Genomic DNA, 20,328 nt, shown 5'->3' on the forward strand with positions numbered 1-20,328 from the left:
GCGGCGAGACTATAGGGTGGCTTTTATAGATTGGAAAATAATATTAAATCAAGCATCTATGCTTATTTGGAATGAAAGCCTGTGGGAGCGAGCTTGCTCGCGATGGCGGTGTGTCAGTTAAACAATTGTCGGCTGATCGACCGCTATCGCGAGCAAGCTCGCTCCCACAAAAAGCCTTCCATCGAGTCTTCCACTAAGCCTGGAACGCTGCGTCATAGGCAAACAGCGCCGGTGCGCCGCCGGTGTGCAGGAAGATGATCGGGCCTTCGTCGAAACGGTTGCGACCCACGCCGTCAAGCAGGCCGGCCATGGCCTTGCCAGTGTAGACCGGATCGAGCAACAGCCCTTCCTGGCTGGCCAGCAGCTTGATCGCCGCCAGTGTCCCGGCGTTCGGTTCGCCGTAGCGGGGGGCGAAATACTCTTCCCACAGGTTCACTTTGAACGCTTCTGGAAGGGCGACTTCGAGTAACGCGGCCGTGCGCTCGGCCAGGCCCTGGACCTTCGGAAACTGGTCTTCCTCGCTGCGCGAAACCGTGACGCCAATGACCGGAAGCGCCGGCAGGCTTTCGCTCAAGGCCAACGCCAGGCCACTGTGGGTCCCGGCACTGCCCGAGGCCAATACCACGGCGGCGAACTCGATCCCGGTGTCCTTGATCTGCTCGGCCAGTTCCAGGCCGGCGCGTACATAACCCAGCGCACCCAAGGCGTTCGAACCACCAATCGGCACCAGATAGGGCTTTTTCCCATTGCTGCGCAGGCGACCGGCGAGGGCCTGCAATTGCTCATCGGCATTGTCCAGGTTTGCCACCAATTCGACCTTGGCATCGAACAGCTCCAGCAGCAGCCGGTTGCCGTTGCCCAGGTAATTGCTGTCTTCGGTGCCGATGGGGTTTTCCAGCAAGGCCACGCAACCCAGGCCGAGCTTCGCGGCCAGGGCGGCGGTCTGGCGCACGTGGTTGGATTGGATCGCCCCGGCGGTGACGAGGGTATCGGCGCCCTGGGCGATGGCATCGGCGGCCAGGTATTCGAGCTTGCGCAGCTTGTTGCCGCCCAAGGCCAGGGGCGTCAGGTCGTCGCGCTTGATATAGAGGTCGCGGCCGAGCCAGGTGGAGAGGCGGTCGAGTTTTTCCAGCGGTGTCGGATGGCCGAGCAGGTCGAGACGGTTAAAGCGAGACAGCTGTTGTTTGATCATGGGTCCGTACTGGTTGTAGGCGATGCCTGGACTATAGGCACGCCGATATTCAGGGGCAACCGGCATGTTTTTGTCCGAGCGTGAATCTGGCGACACCGTCGTCGGTTTGTCTTGTTGCCGGACCGTGGGGGCGGGCTGGTTTAGAGAACGGTACACGTCCCGTGGCAAGGGCGCTTGCTCCCGCTGGGGCGCGTAGCGGCCCCCAAAAAGTGATGAGTGCTTCGCACTCAAGCGGGAGCAAGCTCCCTCGCCACAAAAGCCATCACCCCATGAATCAGCCGACAACAAACACTGTGGGAGCGAGCTTGCTCGCGATAGCGGCATATCAGTAAATAAATTGCCGGCTGAACGACCGCTATCGCGAGCAAGCCCGCTCCCACATGGTCTCTGTTTGGCTGGACATATGTCTTTGAACGCTGAACGAATGCTCCCCAGGCACCGTCATACCCACCCGTAAGCTAGTGTAGGAAACATGCCGTTTAGCCCTGCGATTAGTCCTTAGCTGCCTATTCATGTTTAACTTGAACGTTCATTCAAGTTAAACCGTCGGTTTGCTGCCCGCTCACAACAGGAGGCTTGCCTTTGCCGAGTCCGTATTTCACTGCCGCCCTTTCGCTTCCCGAGGTGCTTCGTCCATGAGCGCTTCGTCCCTTCCACCCAGCGGCCTGGTCCGCATGAACCCGCCGGTCTTTTACTTCGCCGCGACTTTCATTCTGCTGTTCGGCCTGGTGGTGATCGCCATGCCCGCGCAGGCCGGCGCCTGGTTGCTGGCGGCGCAGAACTGGGCGGCCAATACGGTCGGCTGGTACTACATGTTGGCGATGACGCTGTATCTGGTCTTCGTGGTGGTCACCGCCTTGTCCGGCTACGGCAAGATCAAGCTCGGTGCCGACCACGACGAGCCCGAATTCAGTTATCTGTCCTGGGCCGGCATGTTGTTCGCCGCCGGCATCAGCATCACGCTGTTTTTCTTCTGCGTGTCCGAGCCACTCACTCACATGGTGCAACCACCCCAGGGCGAAGCCGGTACCGCGGAGGCAGCGCGCCAGGCCATGCAGATCTTGTTCTTGCACTGGGGCCTGCATGGCTGGGGCGTTTTTGCATTCGTCGGCATGGCCCTGGCGTACTTCGCCTACCGGCACAATTTGCCCCTGGCCCTGCGCTCGGCGCTTTACCCGCTGATCGGCAAGCGCATCAACGGTCCCATCGGTTACGCCGTGGACGGCTTCGGCATTATCGCGACGGTGTTCGGCCTCGGCGCGGACATGGGCTTTGGTGTGCTGCACCTCAATTCCGGGCTCGATTATCTGTTCGGCATCGCCCATACCCAATGGATTCAGGTCGGCCTGATCGTGCTGATGATGGGGGCGGCGATCATCGTCGCCGTGGCCGGCGTCGACAAGGGCGTGCGGGTCATGTCCGACATCAACATGCTGCTGGCCTGCGCGTTGTTGCTGTTCGTGCTGTTCGCCGGCCCGACCCAGCATTTGCTCAACACCTTGATCCAGAACATCGGCGATTACCTCGGCGCCCTGCCGATGAAGAGTTTCGACCTGTATGCCTACAACGAACCCAGCGACTGGCTGGGTGGCTGGACGGTGTTCTACTGGGCCTGGTGGATCGCGTGGTCGCCGTTCGTGGGGCTGTTCATCGCCCGGATTTCCCGCGGTCGCACCATCCGTGAATTTGTCTTTGGTGTGCTGCTGATTCCCCTGGGGTTCACCTTGGCGTGGATGTCGATCTTCGGCAACAGCGCCATCGACCAGGTGTTGAACCACGGCATGAGTGCCTTGGGCATGTCCGCCTTGGAAAACCCATCGATGAGCCTTTACCTGCTGCTGGAGACCTACCCCTGGAGCAAGACCGTCATCGCGGTCACGGTGTTCATCAGCTTCGTGTTTTTCGTCACGTCCGCCGACTCAGGCACCGTGGTGCTGTCGACGCTGTCGGCCAAGGGTGGCAACCCCGACGAGGACGGGCCGAAATGGTTGCGAGTGTTCTGGGGCGCGATGACCGCCCTGGTGACCAGTGCGTTGTTGTTCTCCGGCAGCATCGATGCCTTGAAGTCGGCGGTGGTGCTGACGTCCCTGCCGTTCTCGCTGATTCTCTTGCTGATGATGTGGGGCCTGCACAAGGCGTTCTACCTGGAATCCCAGAAGCAGATCGCACAATTGCATTCCCTGGCCCCGGTCTCGGGTTCACGTCGGGGCACGGGCGGCTGGCGCCAACGCTTGAGCCAGGCGGTGCATTTCCCGTCCCGTGATGAGGTGTACCGTTTCCTCGACACCACGGTGCGCCCGGCCATTGAAGAAGTGACCGCGGTGTTTGCCGAGAAGGGCCTGACGGTGGTGACCCAGCCCGACCCGGCCAACGACAGCGTCAGCCTGGAGATTGGCCATGGCGAGCAGCATCCGTTCATCTACCAGGTGCAGATGCGCGGCTACTTCACGCCGTCCTTCGCCCGTGGCGGCATGGGGGCCAAGCAATTGAACAACCGTCGTTACTACCGCGCCGAGGTGCACTTGAGCGAAGGCAGCCAGGATTACGACCTGGTGGGCTACACCAAGGAGCAAGTCATCAACGACATCCTCGACCAGTACGAGCGGCACCTGCAGTTCCTGCACTTGGTGCGGTGACCGAGGCGCCAGATCTTCCATCTTCACCGGCCTCATCGCGAGCAAGCTCGCTCCCACAGGGTTAAGTGGTTCCCTGTGGGAGCGAGCTTGCTCGCGATAGCGCCTTGACTGGCGACGCGGGAAAAAGTCTCAGACCAGCCCACCGTTGGCCCGCAAGATCTGGCCATTCACCCATCCAGCGGCCGGGCTCACCAGGAACGCGATGATGCTGGCAATGTCCTGCGGCTGGCCGAGGCGCTCCAGGGGCGGCATCTTGGCGTAGTGTTGCACTTGCTCCTCACTCTTGCCGTGCATGAACAACTCAGTGGCGACCGGGCCGGGAGCTACGGCATTGACCGTGATCTGGCGACCGCGCAGTTCCTTGGCAAATACCTGGGTCAAGGATTCCACCGCCGCCTTGCTGGCGATGTACACCGAGTAGCCGGGCAGGTTCAGGCCTACGGTGCTACTGGAAAAATTCACGATCCGGCCACCGTCGTTCAGGCGGGTCGCGGCTTCGCGCAGGGTGTTGAAGGTGCCACGGGTGTTGATGGCGAACGTCTGGTCGAACAACTCGTCGCTGTGCTGCGCCAGGGGCATCACTTGGAGGATGCCGGCGTTGTTGATCAACACATCGACCTTGCCCAACTGCGCTTCGGTCTCATCGAACAACCGACGCACATCGGCGGCAGATGACACGTCGGCCTTGACCGCTATGGCTTGGTGGCCGGCCTGGCGCAATTGCACCACCAGCTTGGACGCTTCGCTGGCGCTGTTGGCGTAATTGACGACAACGGCGAAGCCTTCGCTGGCCAGGTGCTTGGCGATTTCGGCGCCGATGCCGCGGGAGGCGCCGGTCACGATGGCAACTTTCGAGTTTTGAACAGTCATGTGAGGGTTCCTTTGTTGTTGAGGCTTGAGTTGTTGAAGCCAGATTCACATGTTTACTCTTGACGATAAATGCCGGAAAGTTGCCTTGACTGTTCAACATTTCCCAACAATCAGAGCGCAGGATTCAGATGGATCAGGTCAAGGCAATGAGGGTGTTTGTCCGCATCTACGAGCGCAGCAGTTTCACCCTGGCCGCTGAAGACCTGAACATGCCCCGGGCCACGCTGACCCACACACTCAACCAATTCGAAGCCTGGCTGGGCGTGCGTTTGCTGGAGCGCAGCACCCGCAAGGTGCGCCCGACCCTCGACGGCGAAGCCTATTACCCGCGCTGCGTGCAATTGCTGGCGGAGCTGGAAGAAGCCGAGCTGGCGTTTCGCGGCGTGGCGCCAAAAGGCAAACTGAGGGTGGACCTGCATGGCACCCAGGCCAGGTATTTCGTGATTCCGGCGTTGCCGCAATTCATGGCCCGCTACCCCGAAATAGAACTGTTCATCAGCGAAGCAGATCGTTTCGTCGACCTGATTGCCGAAGGCGTCGATTGCGTGCTGCGCTCCGGTTCGCTGGCGGACTCTTCATTGATTGGCCGGCGTGTCGCCAATCTTCGGCAGATCACCTGTGCCAGTCCCGGTTACCTGCGCCAGTACGGCGAGCCGAAGAGCCTCGATGACTTGAAACATCACCGGGCAGTGAATTACGTCTCGCGGACCACCGCCAAGCTCTATCCGTTTGAGTTCATGGTCGATGGCGAACTCAAGGAGGTACCGATCGGGGGCACGTTGTCGGTGTCCGGCGCGGAAATCTACGCCGCCTCGGCCATCGCCGGCCTGGGCCTGATCCAATGCCCGCATTACCGAATGGAAGAGCCGATCCGGCAGGGCCTGATGCAGGAGGTCCTCACCAACACCCCACCACCGTCCATGCCGGTGTCAGTGCTCTATCCGCACAACCGACTCATGTCGCCGCGGGTTCGCGTGTTCGTGGATTGGGTGGCGGAGGTGTTTGCGCAGGCGCGTTAACGTGGTCCCCGATTTCCTCGCACTGCAAAACCCTGTGGGATGGGTACCCAATTCCGGCCATTGCCAAGCCCCTGTGGCGAGGGAGCTTGCTCCCGCTCGGCTGCGCAGCAGTCGTAAAATCAAACAACGCGTTCTGCCTGTCAGCATGCTGGGGCCCTGCTGCGCAGGCCAGCGGGAGCAAGCTCCCTCGCCACGGGTTCTGGGTTGTCTGGGCAGATGCGTTCGCGAGCAAGCTCGCTCCCACACCTGATTCGCGAACTTTCCGCCTGACCGAGGCGTCTGTGAAATGTTAGTTTCTGCCTCCAGCCGTCCGAACAGAGAGCCTTTTCGATGACCTACACCGCTGCGCAAAACCGCTACGAGTCCATTCCTTACCGCCGCGTCGGGCGCAGCGGGCTGGTGCTGCCGGCGTTGTCGCTGGGGTTGTGGCATAACTTTGGCGACAGCACGCCCATCGACACCCAGCGCGCCTTGCTGCGCACGGCGTTCGACCTGGGCATCAACCATTTCGACCTGGCGAACAATTACGGCCCGCCCTACGGCAGCGCCGAAATCAATTTTGGCCGCTTGCTACGTGAAGACTTCAAGCAGTACCGCGATGAGTTGATCATCTCCAGCAAGGCCGGTTGGGACATGTGGCCGGGGCCTTACGGCCAGGGCGGGGGCTCGCGCAAATATGTGCTGGCCAGCCTCGACCAGAGCCTGCAGCGCCTGGGGCTGGACTATGTGGATATCTTTTATTCCCACCGTTTCGACCCCGATACGCCCCTGGAAGAAACCGCCAGTGCGCTGGCCACTGCGGTGCAGCAGGGCAAGGCGCTGTACATCGGCATTTCCTCGTATTCCGGAGTGAAGACCCGGGAAATGGCGGCGCTGCTCAAGGAATGGAAAGTCCCAGTGCTGATTCACCAGCCGGCCTACAACCTGCTCAACCGCTGGGTGGAAAAAGACCTGCTGGATGCCACCGAGGAATTGGGTACGGGTGTGATCGCCTTCACGCCATTGGCCCAAGGCCTGCTGCCCGACAAGTACCTCAAGGGTGTTCCGGCCGATGCCCGGGTGAATCGTCCGGGGGGCGGTTCGTTGCAGGCTTCGCACTTGTCGCAGGAGAACCTTGCCCACGTGCGAGCGCTCAATGAGATCGCCCAGCGACGCGGCCAGAGCCTGGCCCAGATGGCCCTGGCCTGGACTTTGCGCGACCCACGGATCACCTCCGCCCTGATCGGCGCCAGCCGGCCGGAGCAGATCATCGAGAACGTCGCGGCGTTGCAGAATTTGAATTTCAGCGCCGACGAACTGGCCGAGATCGACCGGTTTGCCCAGGAAGGCGGGATCAATCTTTGGGAGAAGCCTTCGTCGGCTGAGTAACGCAAGTAGGGTGCACACAAATCCCTGTGGCGAGGGAGCTTGCTCCCGCTGGGCCGCGAAGCGACCCCAAACCCATTCAACACTGCGTATCAGGAAAAGCAGTGGGACAGGTTTTGCGACTGCTGCGCAGTCGAGCGGGAGCAAGCTCCCTCGCCACGGGGATATGCGTTACCCCAGAAAACCATTCGGGCAAGACACTCACCTGAAAAACGGTACATCCCCCAACACCGTCGCCCGGTGCATCACCCGCCGGGCAGGGCGGTAGTCGTCCACGGCAAAATGCTGGGTGACGCGGTTGTCCCAGAACGCCACGTCGTTGACCTGCCAGCGCCAGCGCAGGGTGAACTCCGGGCGGGTGGCGTGGGCGAAGAGCAGTTTCAGGATCACCTCGCTCTCGGTGTCCGACAGCTCGTTGATGCGCGTGGTGAAGCCTTCATTGACGAACAGCGACCGTCGCCCGCTCACCGGAGGAGTGCGGATCACCGGATGGGACAGCGGCGGGTTTTTTCGCCGTGCTTCTTCCCAGCGCGCGAGGTCCTCGGCGCTATTGCCAAACCGCTCCAACGGAAACGAGCGGGTGAAATCGTGGGTCGCCGTCAGGCCTTCCAGCAAACGTTTCATGGGCGTCGACAAGGCTTCGTAGGCGGCGATGCCACTGGCCCACAACGTATCGCCACCCACCGTCGGTAGCAGCTTGGCACTGAGCACCGCGCCCAGGGCGGGCGTCGGGAGAAAGGTCACGTCGGTGTGCCACACGGCGTTGTCGCGCACATCGGTGACGGCGGTGTCGAGCACCAATACTTCGGGCTGCTCCGGCACGTTGGGGTAGATCGGATGAATGTGCAGGTCGCCAAAATACGCGGCGAAGCGTGCCTGCTGGGGCGGCTCGATCGGCTGGTCGCGGAAAAACAATACCTGATGCTCAAGCAGCGCCTGCTCAACGGTGTCGCGATCCGCCAGGCTCAGCGGCTGGCTGATGTCGATCCCATCGATCTGCGCGCCGAGGGCGGTGCTCAAAGGCGTAATGGTCGGACGGTTCATCGCAATGTTCTCGGTCTGGGGCGCCGAATGGTCGGCGTGGTCATTGGATATCAATGGGTCTGGCCGTGCCACGGCACCAGTTTGCGTTGCAGGGCGCGCAGGCCCATTTCCATGGCGAAGGCGATCAGTGCGATCACCAGGATGCCCAGCACCACCACGTCAGTAACGAGGAACTGCGCCGCCGACTGCACCATGAACCCCAGGCCACTGGTGGCGGCGATCAGTTCGGCGGCCACCAGCGTCGACCAACCCACGCCCAGGCCAATGCGAATGCCGGTGAGAATGTCCGGCAGGGCACTGGGCACGATCACATGGCGAATCAACTGAGCCCGCGTGGCACCCAACGATTGCGCCGCGCGCAGTTTGGCCCGATCGACCGTGCGCACGCCGGTGGCGGTGGCAATGGCAATCGGGGCGAAGATCGCCAGGTAGATCAGCAGCACCTTCGACAGCTCGCCGATGCCGCACCAGATCACGATCAACGGCAGGTACGCCAACGGTGGAATCGGCCGGTAGAACTCAATCAATGGATCGAGCACGCCGCGCGCGATGCGGTTGGCGCCGATGGCGATGCCCACCGGCACCGCCGTCAGCACCGCGAACAACAGTCCCAGGCCAATGCGTTCAAGGCTGGCGGCCAAGTGCTGCCAGAGGGTGGAATCCATGTAGCCGCGAGTCGCCAGCAGCCAGCCTTTTTCCAGCACGGCCGACGGTGAGGGCAGGAACAGCGGTTCGATCAGGCCGCTGGCGGTGACGGCCCACCAGATCGCCAGCAAGGCGATCAGGGTCAAGCCGCTGATCCAGCGCGTGCTCAGGTGGGGTCTCAAGCCACGGGCCGTGGGCTTGGTCGCCGCGTCACGGACCACCGCTGGAATTTCATAGCTGCTCATGCGCGCTCCTGTGGCCGAGTGGTGCTGCGTTGGGAGAACACTTTGGCGAGCACATGCTCGCGGGTTTCGATGAAGCGCGGGTCGGACTTGATCGAGCGCGCCGATTCCCCGGCCCCGTAGCGCTGGCCGAAATCCAGGCTCAGGCGCTCGACGATCTGCCCCGGGTTCGGTGCCAGCAGAATCAAGTCAGTGGCAAGGAACACGGCTTCTTCAATGTCATGGGTGATCAGGAACACCGGCTTGGCGGTGCGCTGCCAGACCTGCAGCAACAGTTCCTGCATCTGCTCGCGGGTGAAGGCATCCAGGGCACCGAACGGTTCGTCCATCAACAGCACGCGCGGGTCGGCCGCCAATGCCCGGGCCAGGCCAACACGTTGTTTCTGGCCGCCGGAGAGCTGCCAGACGCGGCGTTGCTCGAAGCCGGCCAGGTCCACCAGTGCCAGCATTTCCCGAGCCCGGGCTTCGCGCGTTTGCTTGGCGACCCCGGCCAGTTCCAGGCCGAACCCAACGTTTGCCAACACGTCCTGCCAAGGCAGCAGCGCATCGTCCTGGAACACCACGCCGCGCTCGGCGCCCGGGCCCTTGACGGGTGTGCCGTCGAGGGTGATCTGTCCGGCGCTGGGCTCGACGAACCCGGCAATCAGGTTCAACAGCGAGGTCTTGCCGCTGCCGGACGGGCCGAGGGCAACCAGCAATTGCTTCGGCCCCAGGGTCAGGGATATATCCGCCAGCACCGGTTCCGTCGCGCCGGGGTACTGTGCGCTGATGCGCTCCAGCTGTAGCAAGGCCATCGCGTGTCTCCCTTTTTCGATCAGCGAGTGATGTATTTGGCGCTGACGTACGGTGCGTAGTCCGGCAGCACGGCGTCGACCTTGCCTTGTTCCTTCAGGAACGCTGCGGTGTCGGTGATGGCTTGGGTAGTCGGTGCGCCGAGGCTCACGACCTGATCGGCTGCCAAGGGGAAGACGTTGCCTTGCAGCAACAGCGGGATATCGCTGGCCTTGGCGCCGGAAAGCTTCACCAGTTTGTCGACGTTGGACGCATCGGCCAGCCAGGCCTGTGGGTCCTTGCGGTACTGGGCGTAGGCGTCCAGGGTCACTTTAGCGAAGGCGGTGACAATCTCGGGATGCTTCTGGGCGAAGTCCTTGCGCACGATCCAGGCGTCGAAGGTCGGTGCGCCGAACTTGGCCAGCTCCGCGGAGGTGATCAGCACCTTGCCGTTTTCCTTGGCCACGCCCAGGGCCGGGTCCCAGACATAAGTGGCGTCGATGTCGCCACGCTTCCAGGCAGCGATGATGGCCGGTGGCGCCAGGTTGAGCACGGTGACTGTCGACGGGTCGATGTTCCAGTGTTTCAACGCGGCGAGCAGGCTGTAGTGGCCCGGGGAGACGAACGGCACGGCGATTTTCTTGCCGATCAGGTCTTTTGGCGATTTGATGCCGGAACCGTCACGCACCACCAAGGCTTCGGCGGCGCCGATCTGCGTGGCGATGAGGAAGGGTTCCACCGGGACCTGGCGGGTAATGGCCGCGGTCAAAGGGCTGGAACCGAGGTAGCCGATTTGCACATCGCCCGAGGCGAGGGCGGTGAGGACGTCGGCGCCATTGTCGCACTTGCGCCAGTCGATCTTGGCTTGGGTGGCTTTTTCATAGGCGCCATCGGCCTGGGCGACTTTGGCCGGGTCGACGGTGGTCTGGTAGGCGACAGTCAGGTCGGCCGCCTGGGCAAAAAGACTCGTTGCAGCCAGGGAGGCGGCTGCGAGAAGGCGAAGGGGGAAGCGCAAAGACATGGGGAAACTCCTCAACAGGCCGCCGGGAGTTCGGCGTTGGAGGAGACTAAATGATCTAAGAATTGGAAAATAAATAACTTTTTCGAATGAGCTTATTTTCGAAAAAATCTATTGGAACCGACCAATACCCTTTGTGGCGAGGGAGCTTGCTCCCGCTGGACTGCGCAGCAGGCCCGTTTTTACGACTGCTGCGCAGCCGAGCGGGAGCAAGCTCCCTCGCCACAAAAGCGTTCTCGCCAGCGGGGAGTCAGTTACTGATCGCCAGGATGCTCGCCTGATACGAGCCCACGAACACATCGAAATCCCCCACCTCGTTCTGTTCCAGCTCGGCCTGCTGGACCAATGACTTACGGGCAGTTTCCTCGAACGTCGCTTGCTCCTGGGCAGGCAACGGCTCGGCGCGGAAGAATTCGGCGTGGGCCTTGCTCTGGCGCAGGGAGAACTGGGCGAAGCTTTCCTGGTGTTCGGCCATGGCGGCCAGCACCTGGGCGGAAGGGGTCAAGGACGGGTCGCGGACTTTCGCCAGTTGCGCATCCAGGGCCTGGCGGTGGGCATCGCCACCCTGGCTCTGGTCGAGCAACGAGGCCAGCGGGGCGATTTTTTCCAGCAATTCGACGGCCCAGGCCTGCATATCCACCGCTTGGCCCTGACGCTGCAATTGCAGGCCAGGCTTGCGACCTTCCTTGACCACGGTCAGGAAGTTGTTGGTGGCGTTGCCGCACTCGTTGTTTTCCAACTGCGGGCTGTCATTGAGGCCGCAATACAGCAGGAACGCATCGAGGAAGCGCGACTCGGTGAGGTCGATGCCCATCGGCAGGAACGGGTTGATGTCCAGGCAACGCACTTCGACGTACTGGATGCCCCGGGCCATCAGGGCCTGGATCGGCCGCTCGCCGGTGTAGGTCACGCGGTTGGGGCGGATATTGGAGTAGTACTCGTTTTCGATCTGCAGGATGTTGGTGTTGAGCTGTACCCACTCGCCGTTCTGGTGCGTGCCGACTTCGACGTACGGCGCATAGGGCGTCGCCACCGCTTTGCGCAGGCTGTCGGTGTAGCTCGCCAGGTCGTTGTAGCACGGCGTGAGGCCGGCTTGGGCGTTGCTTTGGTAACCCAGGTCGCTCATGCGCAGGCTGGTGGCGTAGGGCAGGTACAAGGTGTCCGGATCCAACTGCTCCAACTGGTGCGGACGGCCTCGCAGGAAACCGATGTCCAGGGCCGGCGAGGCACCGAACAGGTACATCAGCAACCAGCTGTAGCGGCGGAAATTGCGGATCAATGCGATGTAGGCCGACGACTGGAAGTCACGGTCGCTCACATCGGCGGCTTCGTCCTGCCGGAGCAGCGGCCAGAGTTTTTCCGGCAGGGAAAAGTTGTAGTGGATCCCGGCAATGCATTGCATGGTCTTGCCGTAGCGCAGGGCCAGGCCCTGGCGATAGACGTACTTGAGTCGACCGATATTCGAGGTGCCGTAATACGCGATCGGGATGTCTTCTTCCGCCGGCAACGGGCACGGCATCGAGGGGCTCCACAAGTACTCGTCGCCGAGCTTGCTGTAGGCGAACCGGTGGATCTTGTCGAGGCTGCGCAGGGTATCGGCCGGGTCGGCCAGGGCCGGAGTGATGAACTCCAGCAGCGACTCGGAATAGTCGGTGGTGATCTGTTCGTTGGTCAGCGCCGAGCCCAGGGCCTCGGGATGCGGGGTCTGCGCCAGGCGCCCATCGCCAGTGACGCGCAGGCATTCACGCTCGATGCCGTGCAGGCACTGTTCGAGCAGGGAGAGGTTGGCGCGCTCGCCGAGCAGGGCCAGGCGGCGGTTTAAAAGGTCGCTCAAGTTGAATTCCTTCACGCGTCAGTCGCCCCAATATGGGGGTGGGCAAGACGGTCTACAAGGGTGAAGTTAAAACTGGCGTTTTCGCCTGGTTTTTGTGCCAAAGGCTAGCCACCGCAACCTTACTGTGGGAGCGAGCTTGCTCGCGATAGCGGTGGATCAGCAACATTGATCTTGACTGATCCTGCGCTATCGCGAGCAAGCTCGCTCCCACAGGAAAGCTTTGACGCGGCATTCGTGGCATCGAAATTACCCCAAATCGATGACAGGGAGCTATAGGACAGCGAACGTGCCTTGCGCTTTTGCGACCAGTTTGTCGCCTTGCACCACCTCGGCCTCGACCACCAGCGTGCGCCGGCCGGGGTGGATGACCCGGGCGGTGCACAACACGTCGCCGTCGGACACGGCGCGAATGTAGTTGATCTTGCATTCGATGGTCGCGCTCTGCTGGTCAAAGCCATGGACACTGGAGCAGGCCAGTCCCATGGCAATGTCCACCAGGCTGAACAGCGCGCCGCCGTGCAGCTTGCCGCCGCGGTTGCGCAGCGGCGGCTCGAGGCTCAGGGCGACTTGCGCCACCCCATCCCCAAGGCTCTGCAGACGGCAGCCGAGCAGCTTGAAGAACGCGCTCTCCACCAACCCGGCCGGTGCGTCCATCAGCGGTTCTTCAACTGCTTGGCGTTGGCGAACAACGAAGCCATGGCGTTGTTCGCCGGGGCTGCGGTGGCGGTTTCCTTGCGTGGCGCGGTGTTTTGCGACTGGCGTGGCGTCGAGCCAGGACGCGCACCACGGGCACCGTCGACTTTCTCGCCCGGCGTGTCGCTCATGCGCATCGACAAGCCGACGCGTTTGCGCGGGATGTCGACTTCCATGACCTTCACTTTCACCACATCACCGGCCTTCACCGCTTCGCGCGGGTCCTTGATGAACTTCTCGGACAAGGCCGAGATGTGTACCAGACCGTCCTGGTGCACGCCGATGTCGACGAAGGCACCGAAGTTGGTGACATTGGTCACCACGCCTTCGAGGATCATGCCCGGTTGCAGGTCCTTGAGGTCTTCGACGCCGTCCTGGAACTCGGCGGTCTTGAACTCGGGACGCGGGTCGCGGCCCGGTTTCTCCAGTTCTTGCAGGATGTCGGTCACGGTCGGCAGGCCGAAGGTTTCGTCGGTGAATTTCTTCGGATCCAGGCGCTTGAGGAACGCGGCATCACCGATCAGCGAGCGGATGTCGCGGTCGGTCTGGGCGGCGATACGTTGCACCAGCGGGTAGGCTTCAGGGTGGACCGCCGACGAATCCAGCGGATTGTCGCCATTCATGACTCGCAGGAAACCGGCGGCCTGTTCGAAGGTTTTCTCGCCCAGGCGTGGGACCTTCTTCAGCGCGGCGCGGGTCTTGAACGCGCCGTGTTCGTCACGGTGGGTGACGATGTTCTGCGCCAGCGTGGCGTTCAGGCCGGAAATGCGCGCCAACAGCGCCACCGAAGCGGTGTTCACGTCCACGCCCACGGCGTTCACGCAATCTTCCACCACGGCGTCCAGGCCGCGCGCCAGTTTCAGTTGGGAGACGTCGTGCTGGTACTGGCCGACACCGATGGATTTAGGGTCGATCTTCACCAGCTCTGCCAGTGGATCCTGCAGGCGACGGGCGATGGACACCGCGCCACGGATCGACACGTCCAGGTCCGGGAATTCCTTGGAAGCCAGTTCCGACGCCGAGTAAACCGAAGCGCCGGCCTCGGAGACCATGACCTTGGTCATCTTCATGGCAGGGTATTTCTTGATCAGCTCGGCGGCCAGCTTGTCGGTCTCACGGCTGGCGGTGCCGTTGCCGATGGCGATCAGGTCCACCGAATGCTTGGCGCACAGGGCGGCGAGCACGGCGAGGGTCTGGTCCCACTTGTTGTGCGGCACGTGCGGGTAGACCGTGGCGTGGTCCAGCAGTTTGCCGGTGGAATCCACTACGGCCACCTTGCAACCGGTGCGCAGGCCCGGGTCAAGGCCCAGGGTGGCGCGCGGCCCGGCCGGCGCGGCCAGCAGCAGGTCGTGCAGGTTATGGGCGAACACGTTGATCGCCTCGGTCTCGGCGTTATCGCGCAACTCGCCCAGCAGGTCGGTTTCCAGGTGGGTGTAGAGCTTGACCTTCCAGGTCCAGCGCACCACTTCGGCCAGCCATTTGTCGGCGGCGCGGGTCTGGTTCTGGATGCCAAACTGCTGGCCGATCATGCCTTCGCACGGGTGCATGGTGCCGGGCAGTTCTTCGCCGACCTTCAGCGCAGAACTGAGGATGCCTTCGTTGCGACCACGGAAAATCGCCAGGGCGCGGTGGGACGGCATGCTCTTGAGCGGTTCGTCGTGTTCGAAGTAGTCGCGGAACTTCGCGCCTTCCTCTTCCTTGCCGGCGATGACCCGGGCGCTGAGGGTGGCTTCCTGCTTGAGGTAGCTGCGCAGCTTTTCCAGCAGGTTGGCGTCTTCGGCGAAACGCTCCATGAGGATGTACTTGGCGCCTTCCAGCGCCGCCTTCACGTCCGCCACGCCTTTTTCGGCATCGACGAAGCGCGCGGCTTCGGTTTCCGGGGCCAGGGTCGGGTCGTTGAACAGGCCGTCGGCCAGCTCGCCGAGGCCTGCTTCCAGGGCGATCTGGCCCTTGGTGCGGCGCTTTTGCTTGTAGGGCAGGTACAAGTCTTCGAGACGAGTCTTGGTGTCGGCCAGCTTGATGTCGCGCTCGAGTTGCGGGGTCAGCTTGCCCTGCTCCTGGATGCTGGAAAGGATGCTGATGCGCCGTTCGTCGAGTTCTCGCAGGTAGCGCAGGCGCTCTTCCAGATGCCGCAATTGGGTGTCATCGAGGCTGCCGGTCACTTCTTTCCGGTAACGGGCGATGAAAGGCACCGTGGAGCCTTCATCGAGTAGCGCGACGGCCGCTTCGACCTGCTGTGGGCGTACACCGAGTTCCTCGGCGATGCGGCTGTTGATGCTGTCCATAAAACCACCTGACAAATTGTGAAATCAGGCTCGCCACCGCGCAAACGGGGCTCGGCGAGACTGGTTGAGCGGCCTGGCATGCGCCGCTGCCTGGGTCAAAAGGCTGCCTGTTGACCCGCGAAATTCAAAAAGTGCTGCCTTGCCAGGATAATAAAGCGCGGCGCCGATCCGGCGATCCGGTCTGCCCTGGCACAAAGGGCCGCGCATTATAACCAGCGTTCCGCTGTTCGGGGGGCGTTGTGGAATGTGGCTTTGATGGGCGGTTTGCTGGAGATCGAGGAAAAATCTGCTAACAATGCACACGGTGCGTATAACGGCAGCTAGGCCATAATGCGCGCCGAGATCAAAGGAGCTTCCTATGAGCAGCACTGCACAAACTGCTGAAGGCGAAAAAATTCTGATTGTTGACGACGATCCAGGGCTGAGCAGCCTGCTGGAGCGTTTTTTCGTCAGCAAGGGCTACCGCGCCCGCACCGTCCCGAACACCGAGCAAATGGATCGGTTGCTGGCCCGTGAAGTGTTCAACCTGGTCGTACTCGACCTGATGCTACCCGGCGAAGACGGCCTGACTGCCTGCCGCCGCCTGCGCGGCGCCAACAACCAGATCCCGATCATCATGCTCACCGCCAAGGGCGACGAGCTGAGCCGTATCAAGGGCCTTGAACTGGGCGCCGACGATTACCTGGCCAAGCCGTTCAACCCCGACGAGCTGATGGCCCGCGTCAAGGCGGTGCTGCGTCGCCAGTCGGCACCGGTGCCGGGTGCGCCGGGCAGCGAAGACGAAAGCGTGACCTTCGGCGACTATGAACTGTCCCTGGCCACCCGCGAGCTCAAGCGCGGCGATGAGGTCCACATGCTCACCACCGGTGAGTTCGCCGTGCTCAAGGCCCTGGTGATGAACGCCCGCCAGCCGCTGACCCGCGACAATCTGATGAACCTGGCCCGTGGCCGTGAGTGGGATGCGCTGGAGCGCTCCATCGACGTGCAGATTTCCCGCCTGCGCCGGATGATCGAGCCCGATCCTTCCAAGCCGCGGTACATCCAGACCGTCTGGGGCGTCGGTTACGTGTTCGTGCCGGATGGCGCCGCCAGCAAGTGATCGGCGATTTGTAGGAGCGGGTGGCCTGGCCGGTTGAAATGTCTTCTTCCAGGCGACTCGCGGTCTGTCATTGTGCGAGCATCGCTCGCTCCTGCAAGTGTGTAGCGGTTATTCATGAAAACCCCCGTGTGGTTCCCCCAGAGTTTCTTCTCCCGCACCCTCTGGCTGGTGCTGATCGTCGTGCTCTTCTCCAAGGCACTGACGTTGGTGTACCTGCTGATGAACGAAGACGTGCTCGTGGACCGGCAGTACAGCCATGGTGTGGCTCTGACCCTCCGGGCTTATTGGGCGGCGGACGAAACCAACCGGGCGAAAATCGCCGAGGCGGCGACGCTGATCCGCGTCGTCGGTGCCGGCGTGCCGGTGGGCGAGCAGCACTGGCCGGACAGCGAGATTTATCAACGCCAGATGCAGGCCGAACTGGGCGCCGATACCGAGGTGCGATTGCGCATGCATTCGCCGCCGGCGCTTTGGGTGCGAGCCCCGAGCCTTGGGGATGGCTGGCTGAAGGTGCCGCTGTATCCGCATCCGCTGCGCGGTCAGAAAATCTGGAACGTGCTCGGCTGGTTCCTGGCTATCGGCCTGCTGTCGACCGCGTCGGCGTGGATCTTCGTCAGCCAGCTCAACCAACCGTTGAAGCGCCTGGTCTACGCCGCTCGGCAACTGGGCCAGGGGCGCAGCGTGCGGCTGCCCATCAGCGATACACCCAGCGAGATGACGGAGGTCTACCGTGCCTTCAACCAGATGGCCGAGGATGTGGAACAGGCCGGGCGCGAGCGCGAATTGATGCTTGCGGGCGTCTCCCACGACCTGCGCACGCCGCTGACCCGGCTGCGGCTGTCGCTGGAGTTGATGGGAGAGCACACCGACCTGACCGACGAGATGGTCCGCGATATCGAGGACATGGACGCGATTCTCGACCAGTTCCTGGCGTTCATTCGCGACGGACGTGATGAGTCCGTGGAAGAGGTGGACCTCAGCGAGTTGGTGCGGGAAGTGGTCGCGCCCTATAACCAGAACGACGAGAAGGTGCAGTTGCGCCTGGAACCGATCCAGCCGTTTCCATTACGCCGGGTGTCGATGAAGCGTTTGCTGAACAACCTGATCGGCAATGCCCTGAACCATGCCGGTGCTGGCGTCGAAGTCGCCGCCTATGTCTCCGGCGACACCAGCGCGCCCTACGTGGTGCTGAGCGTCATGGACCGTGGCGCCGGCATCGATCCATCGGAGCTGGAAGCCATCTTCAATCCCTTCACCCGGGGCGATCGCGCCCGTGGGGGGAAGGGCACGGGGCTGGGCCTGGCCATCGTCAAGCGCATCGCCTCGATGCACGGCGGCAACGTCGAGCTGCGCAACCGCGCCGGTGGTGGATTGGAAGCTCGGGTGCGGTTGCCGTTGGGCTTGATGCTGCCTCGGGATGCGGTGTAGCGATCTCTCTCAAGCAAGACAGAGAGAAGCTGTGGAAGCAAGCTCGGCTCCCACAAAAGCTAGCTCCCACAGGGGTTTGTGTTGAATCAGCCCTTGCCCTTGGTCCGGGTCATGTTCGGCCCGCCATTCTTTTCCAGGTGCTCGATGATGATCCCCGCCACGTTCTTGTTCGTGGTGGTCTCGATGCCTTCCAGGCCCGGCGAGGAGTTGACCTCCATCACCAGCGGCCCATGGTTGGAGCGCAGGATATCCACGCCGGCCACGGCCAGGCCCATGACCTTTGCAGCCCGCAGGGCGGTCATGCGTTCTTCCGGCGTGATCTTGATCAGGCTGGCGCTGCCGCCGCGATGCAGGTTGGAGCGGACCTCACCGGGCTTGGCCTGGCGTTTCATCGACGCGATCACCTTGTCGCCGACCACGAAGCAGCGAATGTCTGCGCCCCCGGCTTCCTTGATGTATTCCTGGACCATGATGTTCTGCTTCAGGCCCATGAACGCTTCGATCACCGACTCCGCCGCCGTCGCGGTCTCACACAGGACCACGCCAATGCCCTGGGTGCCTTCCAGCACCTTGATTACCAGCGGTGCGCCGTTGACCATCGCAATCAGGTCGGGAATATCGTCGGGGGAGTGGGCAAAACCGGTGACCGGCAGGCCGATCCCACGCCGTGACAGCAACTGCAACGAGCGCAATTTGTCCCGGGAACGGGCGATGGCCACCGACTCGTTGAGGGGAAACACCCCCATCATTTCGAACTGGCGCAACACCGCGCAGCCATAGAACGTCACGGATGCGCCGATCCGCGGGATCACCGCGTCGAACCCTTCCAGCGGTTTGCCACGGTAATGGATCTGCGGCTTGTGGCTGGCGATGTTCATGTAGGCGCGCAGGGTGTCGATCACCACCATTTCATGGCCACGTTCGGTCCCTGCTTCGACCAGGCGACGGGTGGAATACAGACGCGGATTACGCGACAGCACAGCGATCTTCATGCAACACCTGTGGCAGAGGTAGTGGACACCGGGAATGCCGGCTTGTCTTGAACGTATTTGCTACCCGGATTGACCACCAGTTGGCCGTCGATCAAGGCTTTGGAACCCAGTAACAGGCGATATCGCATGGATTTGCGGCAGGCCAGGGTGAACTCGACCCGCCAGATCCGGTCGCCCAGCGCCAACGTGGTGCTGATCACGTAGCGGACCTGGGCGTGACCGTTGGAACTCTTGATGGTCTTGCGCGCCACCAGCGGGGCTTCGCAGCGGCGATGGCGCAATTGCACCACCGTGCCGAGGTGCGCGGTGAAGCGTACCCACTTTTCGCCATCGCGCTCGAAAGGTTCGATGTCAGTGGCATGCAGGCTTGAGGTGCTGGCCCCGGTGTCGATTTTTGCCCGCAGGCCCGCGACTCCCAGATCCGGGAGCGCCACCCACTCGCGCAGACCGACAACGGTCAAATGGTCAAAAATCTTCAATAAAAAAACCTGCGATCAGTGCATCGGATCGTGGACTCCGCGAATCGCGGTATTCACGCAGAATAATCACAAAATGGCGACAGTTATCTACGCACTTGTTTGTGCGTGTAACCGATTCCGACCCCAGCGATGCGTACGGCGTCGGTTTGACGGGCATTCTATCCGTCGGGCCGGATTCGTGCGCCCGACAAAAACGGTAGTACAGTTCCGGCTATTGGCAGAAAAGAGGAATGGCAGTGGCACAAAAAAAGGAAGAGGACGACAAGGTCCGTCTCGATAAATGGTTATGGGCGGCGCGATTCTACAAGACGCGGGCCCTGGCCAAGACCGCCATCGAAAGCGGCAAGGTCCATCACCGCGGAGAGCGTTGCAAGCCGGGCAAGGAGCCACGTATCGGCGATGAGTTTGTCATCCGCACCGGGTTCGATGAAAAGACCGTGGTGGTCGAGGCCCTGTCGATCGTGCGGCGCGGCGCGCCTGAAGCGCAGGCGCTGTATCGTGAAACCGAAGCCAGCATCGCCAAGCGCGAAGCCGCCGCCGCGCAACGCAAGGCCGGCGCCCTGGGGGGCAGCACCGACGGCAAACCGAGCAAGAAGCAGCGCCGGGACCTGTTCAAGTTTCACGGCAGCAACAACGAATAAGACGCCGGTCATTTCACCCGTGGCGAGGGAGCTTGCTCCCGCTGGCTCTGTAGGAGCTGGCGAAGCCTGCGATCT

Annotated in this window: 17 protein-coding genes; 6 read left to right on the forward strand and 11 right to left on the reverse strand. The window is 62.2% G+C overall.

The window, feature by feature from the left end; translation table 11 throughout:
* Window positions 1-193 precede the first annotated feature (193 nt).
* Window positions 194-1,192 carry a D-cysteine desulfhydrase gene (locus tag HGO40_RS02995; protein WP_250961926.1) on the reverse strand — a complete coding sequence of 333 codons (999 nt, stop codon included), beginning with the start codon at window positions 1,190-1,192 and terminating at the stop codon, window positions 194-196.
* 674 nt (window positions 1,193-1,866) lie between these two features.
* Here HGO40_RS02995 and betT point away from each other — a divergent pair.
* Window positions 1,867-3,828: a choline transporter BetT gene (gene betT / locus HGO40_RS03000; protein ID WP_250961927.1), complete on the forward strand. Its 1,962-nt coding sequence runs from the start codon at window positions 1,867-1,869 to the stop codon at window positions 3,826-3,828.
* A gap of 129 nt (window positions 3,829-3,957) precedes the next feature.
* On the opposite strand, the gene HGO40_RS03005 is transcribed toward betT, so the two are convergent.
* On the reverse strand, window positions 3,958-4,698 hold the full coding sequence (locus HGO40_RS03005; protein WP_186729766.1) for an SDR family oxidoreductase: 741 nt from the start codon (window positions 4,696-4,698) through the stop codon (window positions 3,958-3,960).
* A 128-nt stretch (window positions 4,699-4,826) separates the two neighbouring features.
* Between HGO40_RS03005 and HGO40_RS03010 the strand changes: the two genes are divergently transcribed.
* Together HGO40_RS03010 and mgrA are read left to right on the forward strand one after the other, a co-directional pair.
* Window positions 4,827-5,717 carry a LysR family transcriptional regulator gene (locus tag HGO40_RS03010; RefSeq protein ID WP_250961832.1) on the forward strand — a complete coding sequence of 297 codons (891 nt, stop codon included), beginning with the start codon at window positions 4,827-4,829 and terminating at the stop codon, window positions 5,715-5,717.
* A 330-nt stretch (window positions 5,718-6,047) separates the two neighbouring features.
* Window positions 6,048-7,085 carry an L-glyceraldehyde 3-phosphate reductase gene (mgrA, locus tag HGO40_RS03015; RefSeq protein WP_250961833.1) on the forward strand — a complete coding sequence of 346 codons (1,038 nt, stop codon included), beginning with the start codon at window positions 6,048-6,050 and terminating at the stop codon, window positions 7,083-7,085.
* Between the two features lie 198 nt (window positions 7,086-7,283).
* On the opposite strand, the gene tauD is transcribed toward mgrA, so the two are convergent.
* The 7 genes from tauD to HGO40_RS03050 form a co-directional block, all read right to left on the reverse strand.
* Complete coding sequence (gene tauD / locus HGO40_RS03020) at window positions 7,284-8,126, reverse strand: taurine dioxygenase (RefSeq protein ID WP_250961928.1); 843 nt, start codon at window positions 8,124-8,126, stop codon at window positions 7,284-7,286.
* Window positions 8,127-8,176: 50 nt separating this feature from the next.
* Window positions 8,177-9,016, reverse strand: a complete 840-nt coding sequence (tauC, locus tag HGO40_RS03025) for a taurine ABC transporter permease TauC (protein WP_250961834.1) — start codon at window positions 9,014-9,016, stop codon at window positions 8,177-8,179.
* Complete coding sequence (tauB, locus tag HGO40_RS03030; protein WP_186707307.1) at window positions 9,013-9,807, reverse strand: taurine ABC transporter ATP-binding subunit; 795 nt, start codon at window positions 9,805-9,807, stop codon at window positions 9,013-9,015. Before tauB ends, tauC begins: the two co-directional genes overlap by 4 nt.
* Before the next feature lie 20 nt (window positions 9,808-9,827).
* Window positions 9,828-10,805, reverse strand: coding sequence for a taurine ABC transporter substrate-binding protein (gene tauA / locus HGO40_RS03035; RefSeq protein WP_250961835.1), 978 nt, complete (start codon window positions 10,803-10,805; stop codon window positions 9,828-9,830).
* Between the two features lie 247 nt (window positions 10,806-11,052).
* Window positions 11,053-12,636, reverse strand: coding sequence for a glutamate--cysteine ligase (gene gshA / locus HGO40_RS03040; RefSeq protein WP_250961836.1), 1,584 nt, complete (start codon window positions 12,634-12,636; stop codon window positions 11,053-11,055).
* A gap of 270 nt (window positions 12,637-12,906) precedes the next feature.
* Complete coding sequence (locus tag HGO40_RS03045) at window positions 12,907-13,290, reverse strand: PaaI family thioesterase (RefSeq protein WP_250961837.1); 384 nt, start codon at window positions 13,288-13,290, stop codon at window positions 12,907-12,909.
* The gene (locus tag HGO40_RS03050) at window positions 13,290-15,614 is read right to left on the reverse strand and encodes a Tex family protein (protein WP_250961838.1); all 2,325 of its coding nucleotides are present in this window, start codon (window positions 15,612-15,614) and stop codon (window positions 13,290-13,292) included. Before HGO40_RS03050 ends, HGO40_RS03045 begins: the two co-directional genes overlap by 1 nt.
* Window positions 15,615-15,972: 358 nt before the next feature.
* On the opposite strand from HGO40_RS03050, the gene ompR reads away from it, so the two are divergent.
* A complete protein-coding gene (gene ompR, locus HGO40_RS03055) occupies window positions 15,973-16,713 on the forward strand; it encodes an osmolarity response regulator transcription factor OmpR (protein ID WP_250961839.1) in 741 nt (246 codons plus the stop codon).
* Between the two features lie 114 nt (window positions 16,714-16,827).
* Window positions 16,828-18,141 (forward strand): ATP-binding protein, encoded by a 1,314-nt coding sequence (locus tag HGO40_RS03060; protein WP_250961840.1) that lies wholly within the window; start codon window positions 16,828-16,830, stop codon window positions 18,139-18,141.
* A gap of 86 nt (window positions 18,142-18,227) precedes the next feature.
* On the opposite strand, the gene rimK is transcribed toward HGO40_RS03060, so the two are convergent.
* Window positions 18,228-19,133, reverse strand: a complete 906-nt coding sequence (gene rimK / locus HGO40_RS03065) for a 30S ribosomal protein S6--L-glutamate ligase (RefSeq protein WP_250961841.1) — start codon at window positions 19,131-19,133, stop codon at window positions 18,228-18,230.
* On the reverse strand, window positions 19,130-19,612 hold the full coding sequence (rimB, locus tag HGO40_RS03070) for a retropepsin-like aspartic endopeptidase RimB (protein WP_446534749.1): 483 nt from the start codon (window positions 19,610-19,612) through the stop codon (window positions 19,130-19,132). Before rimB ends, rimK begins: the two co-directional genes overlap by 4 nt.
* A gap of 236 nt (window positions 19,613-19,848) precedes the next feature.
* Here rimB and HGO40_RS03075 point away from each other — a divergent pair, with 236 nt between their 5' ends.
* Window positions 19,849-20,253, forward strand: coding sequence for an RNA-binding S4 domain-containing protein (locus HGO40_RS03075; RefSeq protein ID WP_250961842.1), 405 nt, complete (start codon window positions 19,849-19,851; stop codon window positions 20,251-20,253).
* The last annotated feature ends 75 nt before the right edge of the window (window positions 20,254-20,328 follow it).

Source organism: Pseudomonas sp. CG7 (assembly GCF_023701885.1).
GTDB classification, from domain to species: Bacteria; Pseudomonadota; Gammaproteobacteria; order Pseudomonadales; family Pseudomonadaceae; genus Aquipseudomonas; species Aquipseudomonas zanjanensis.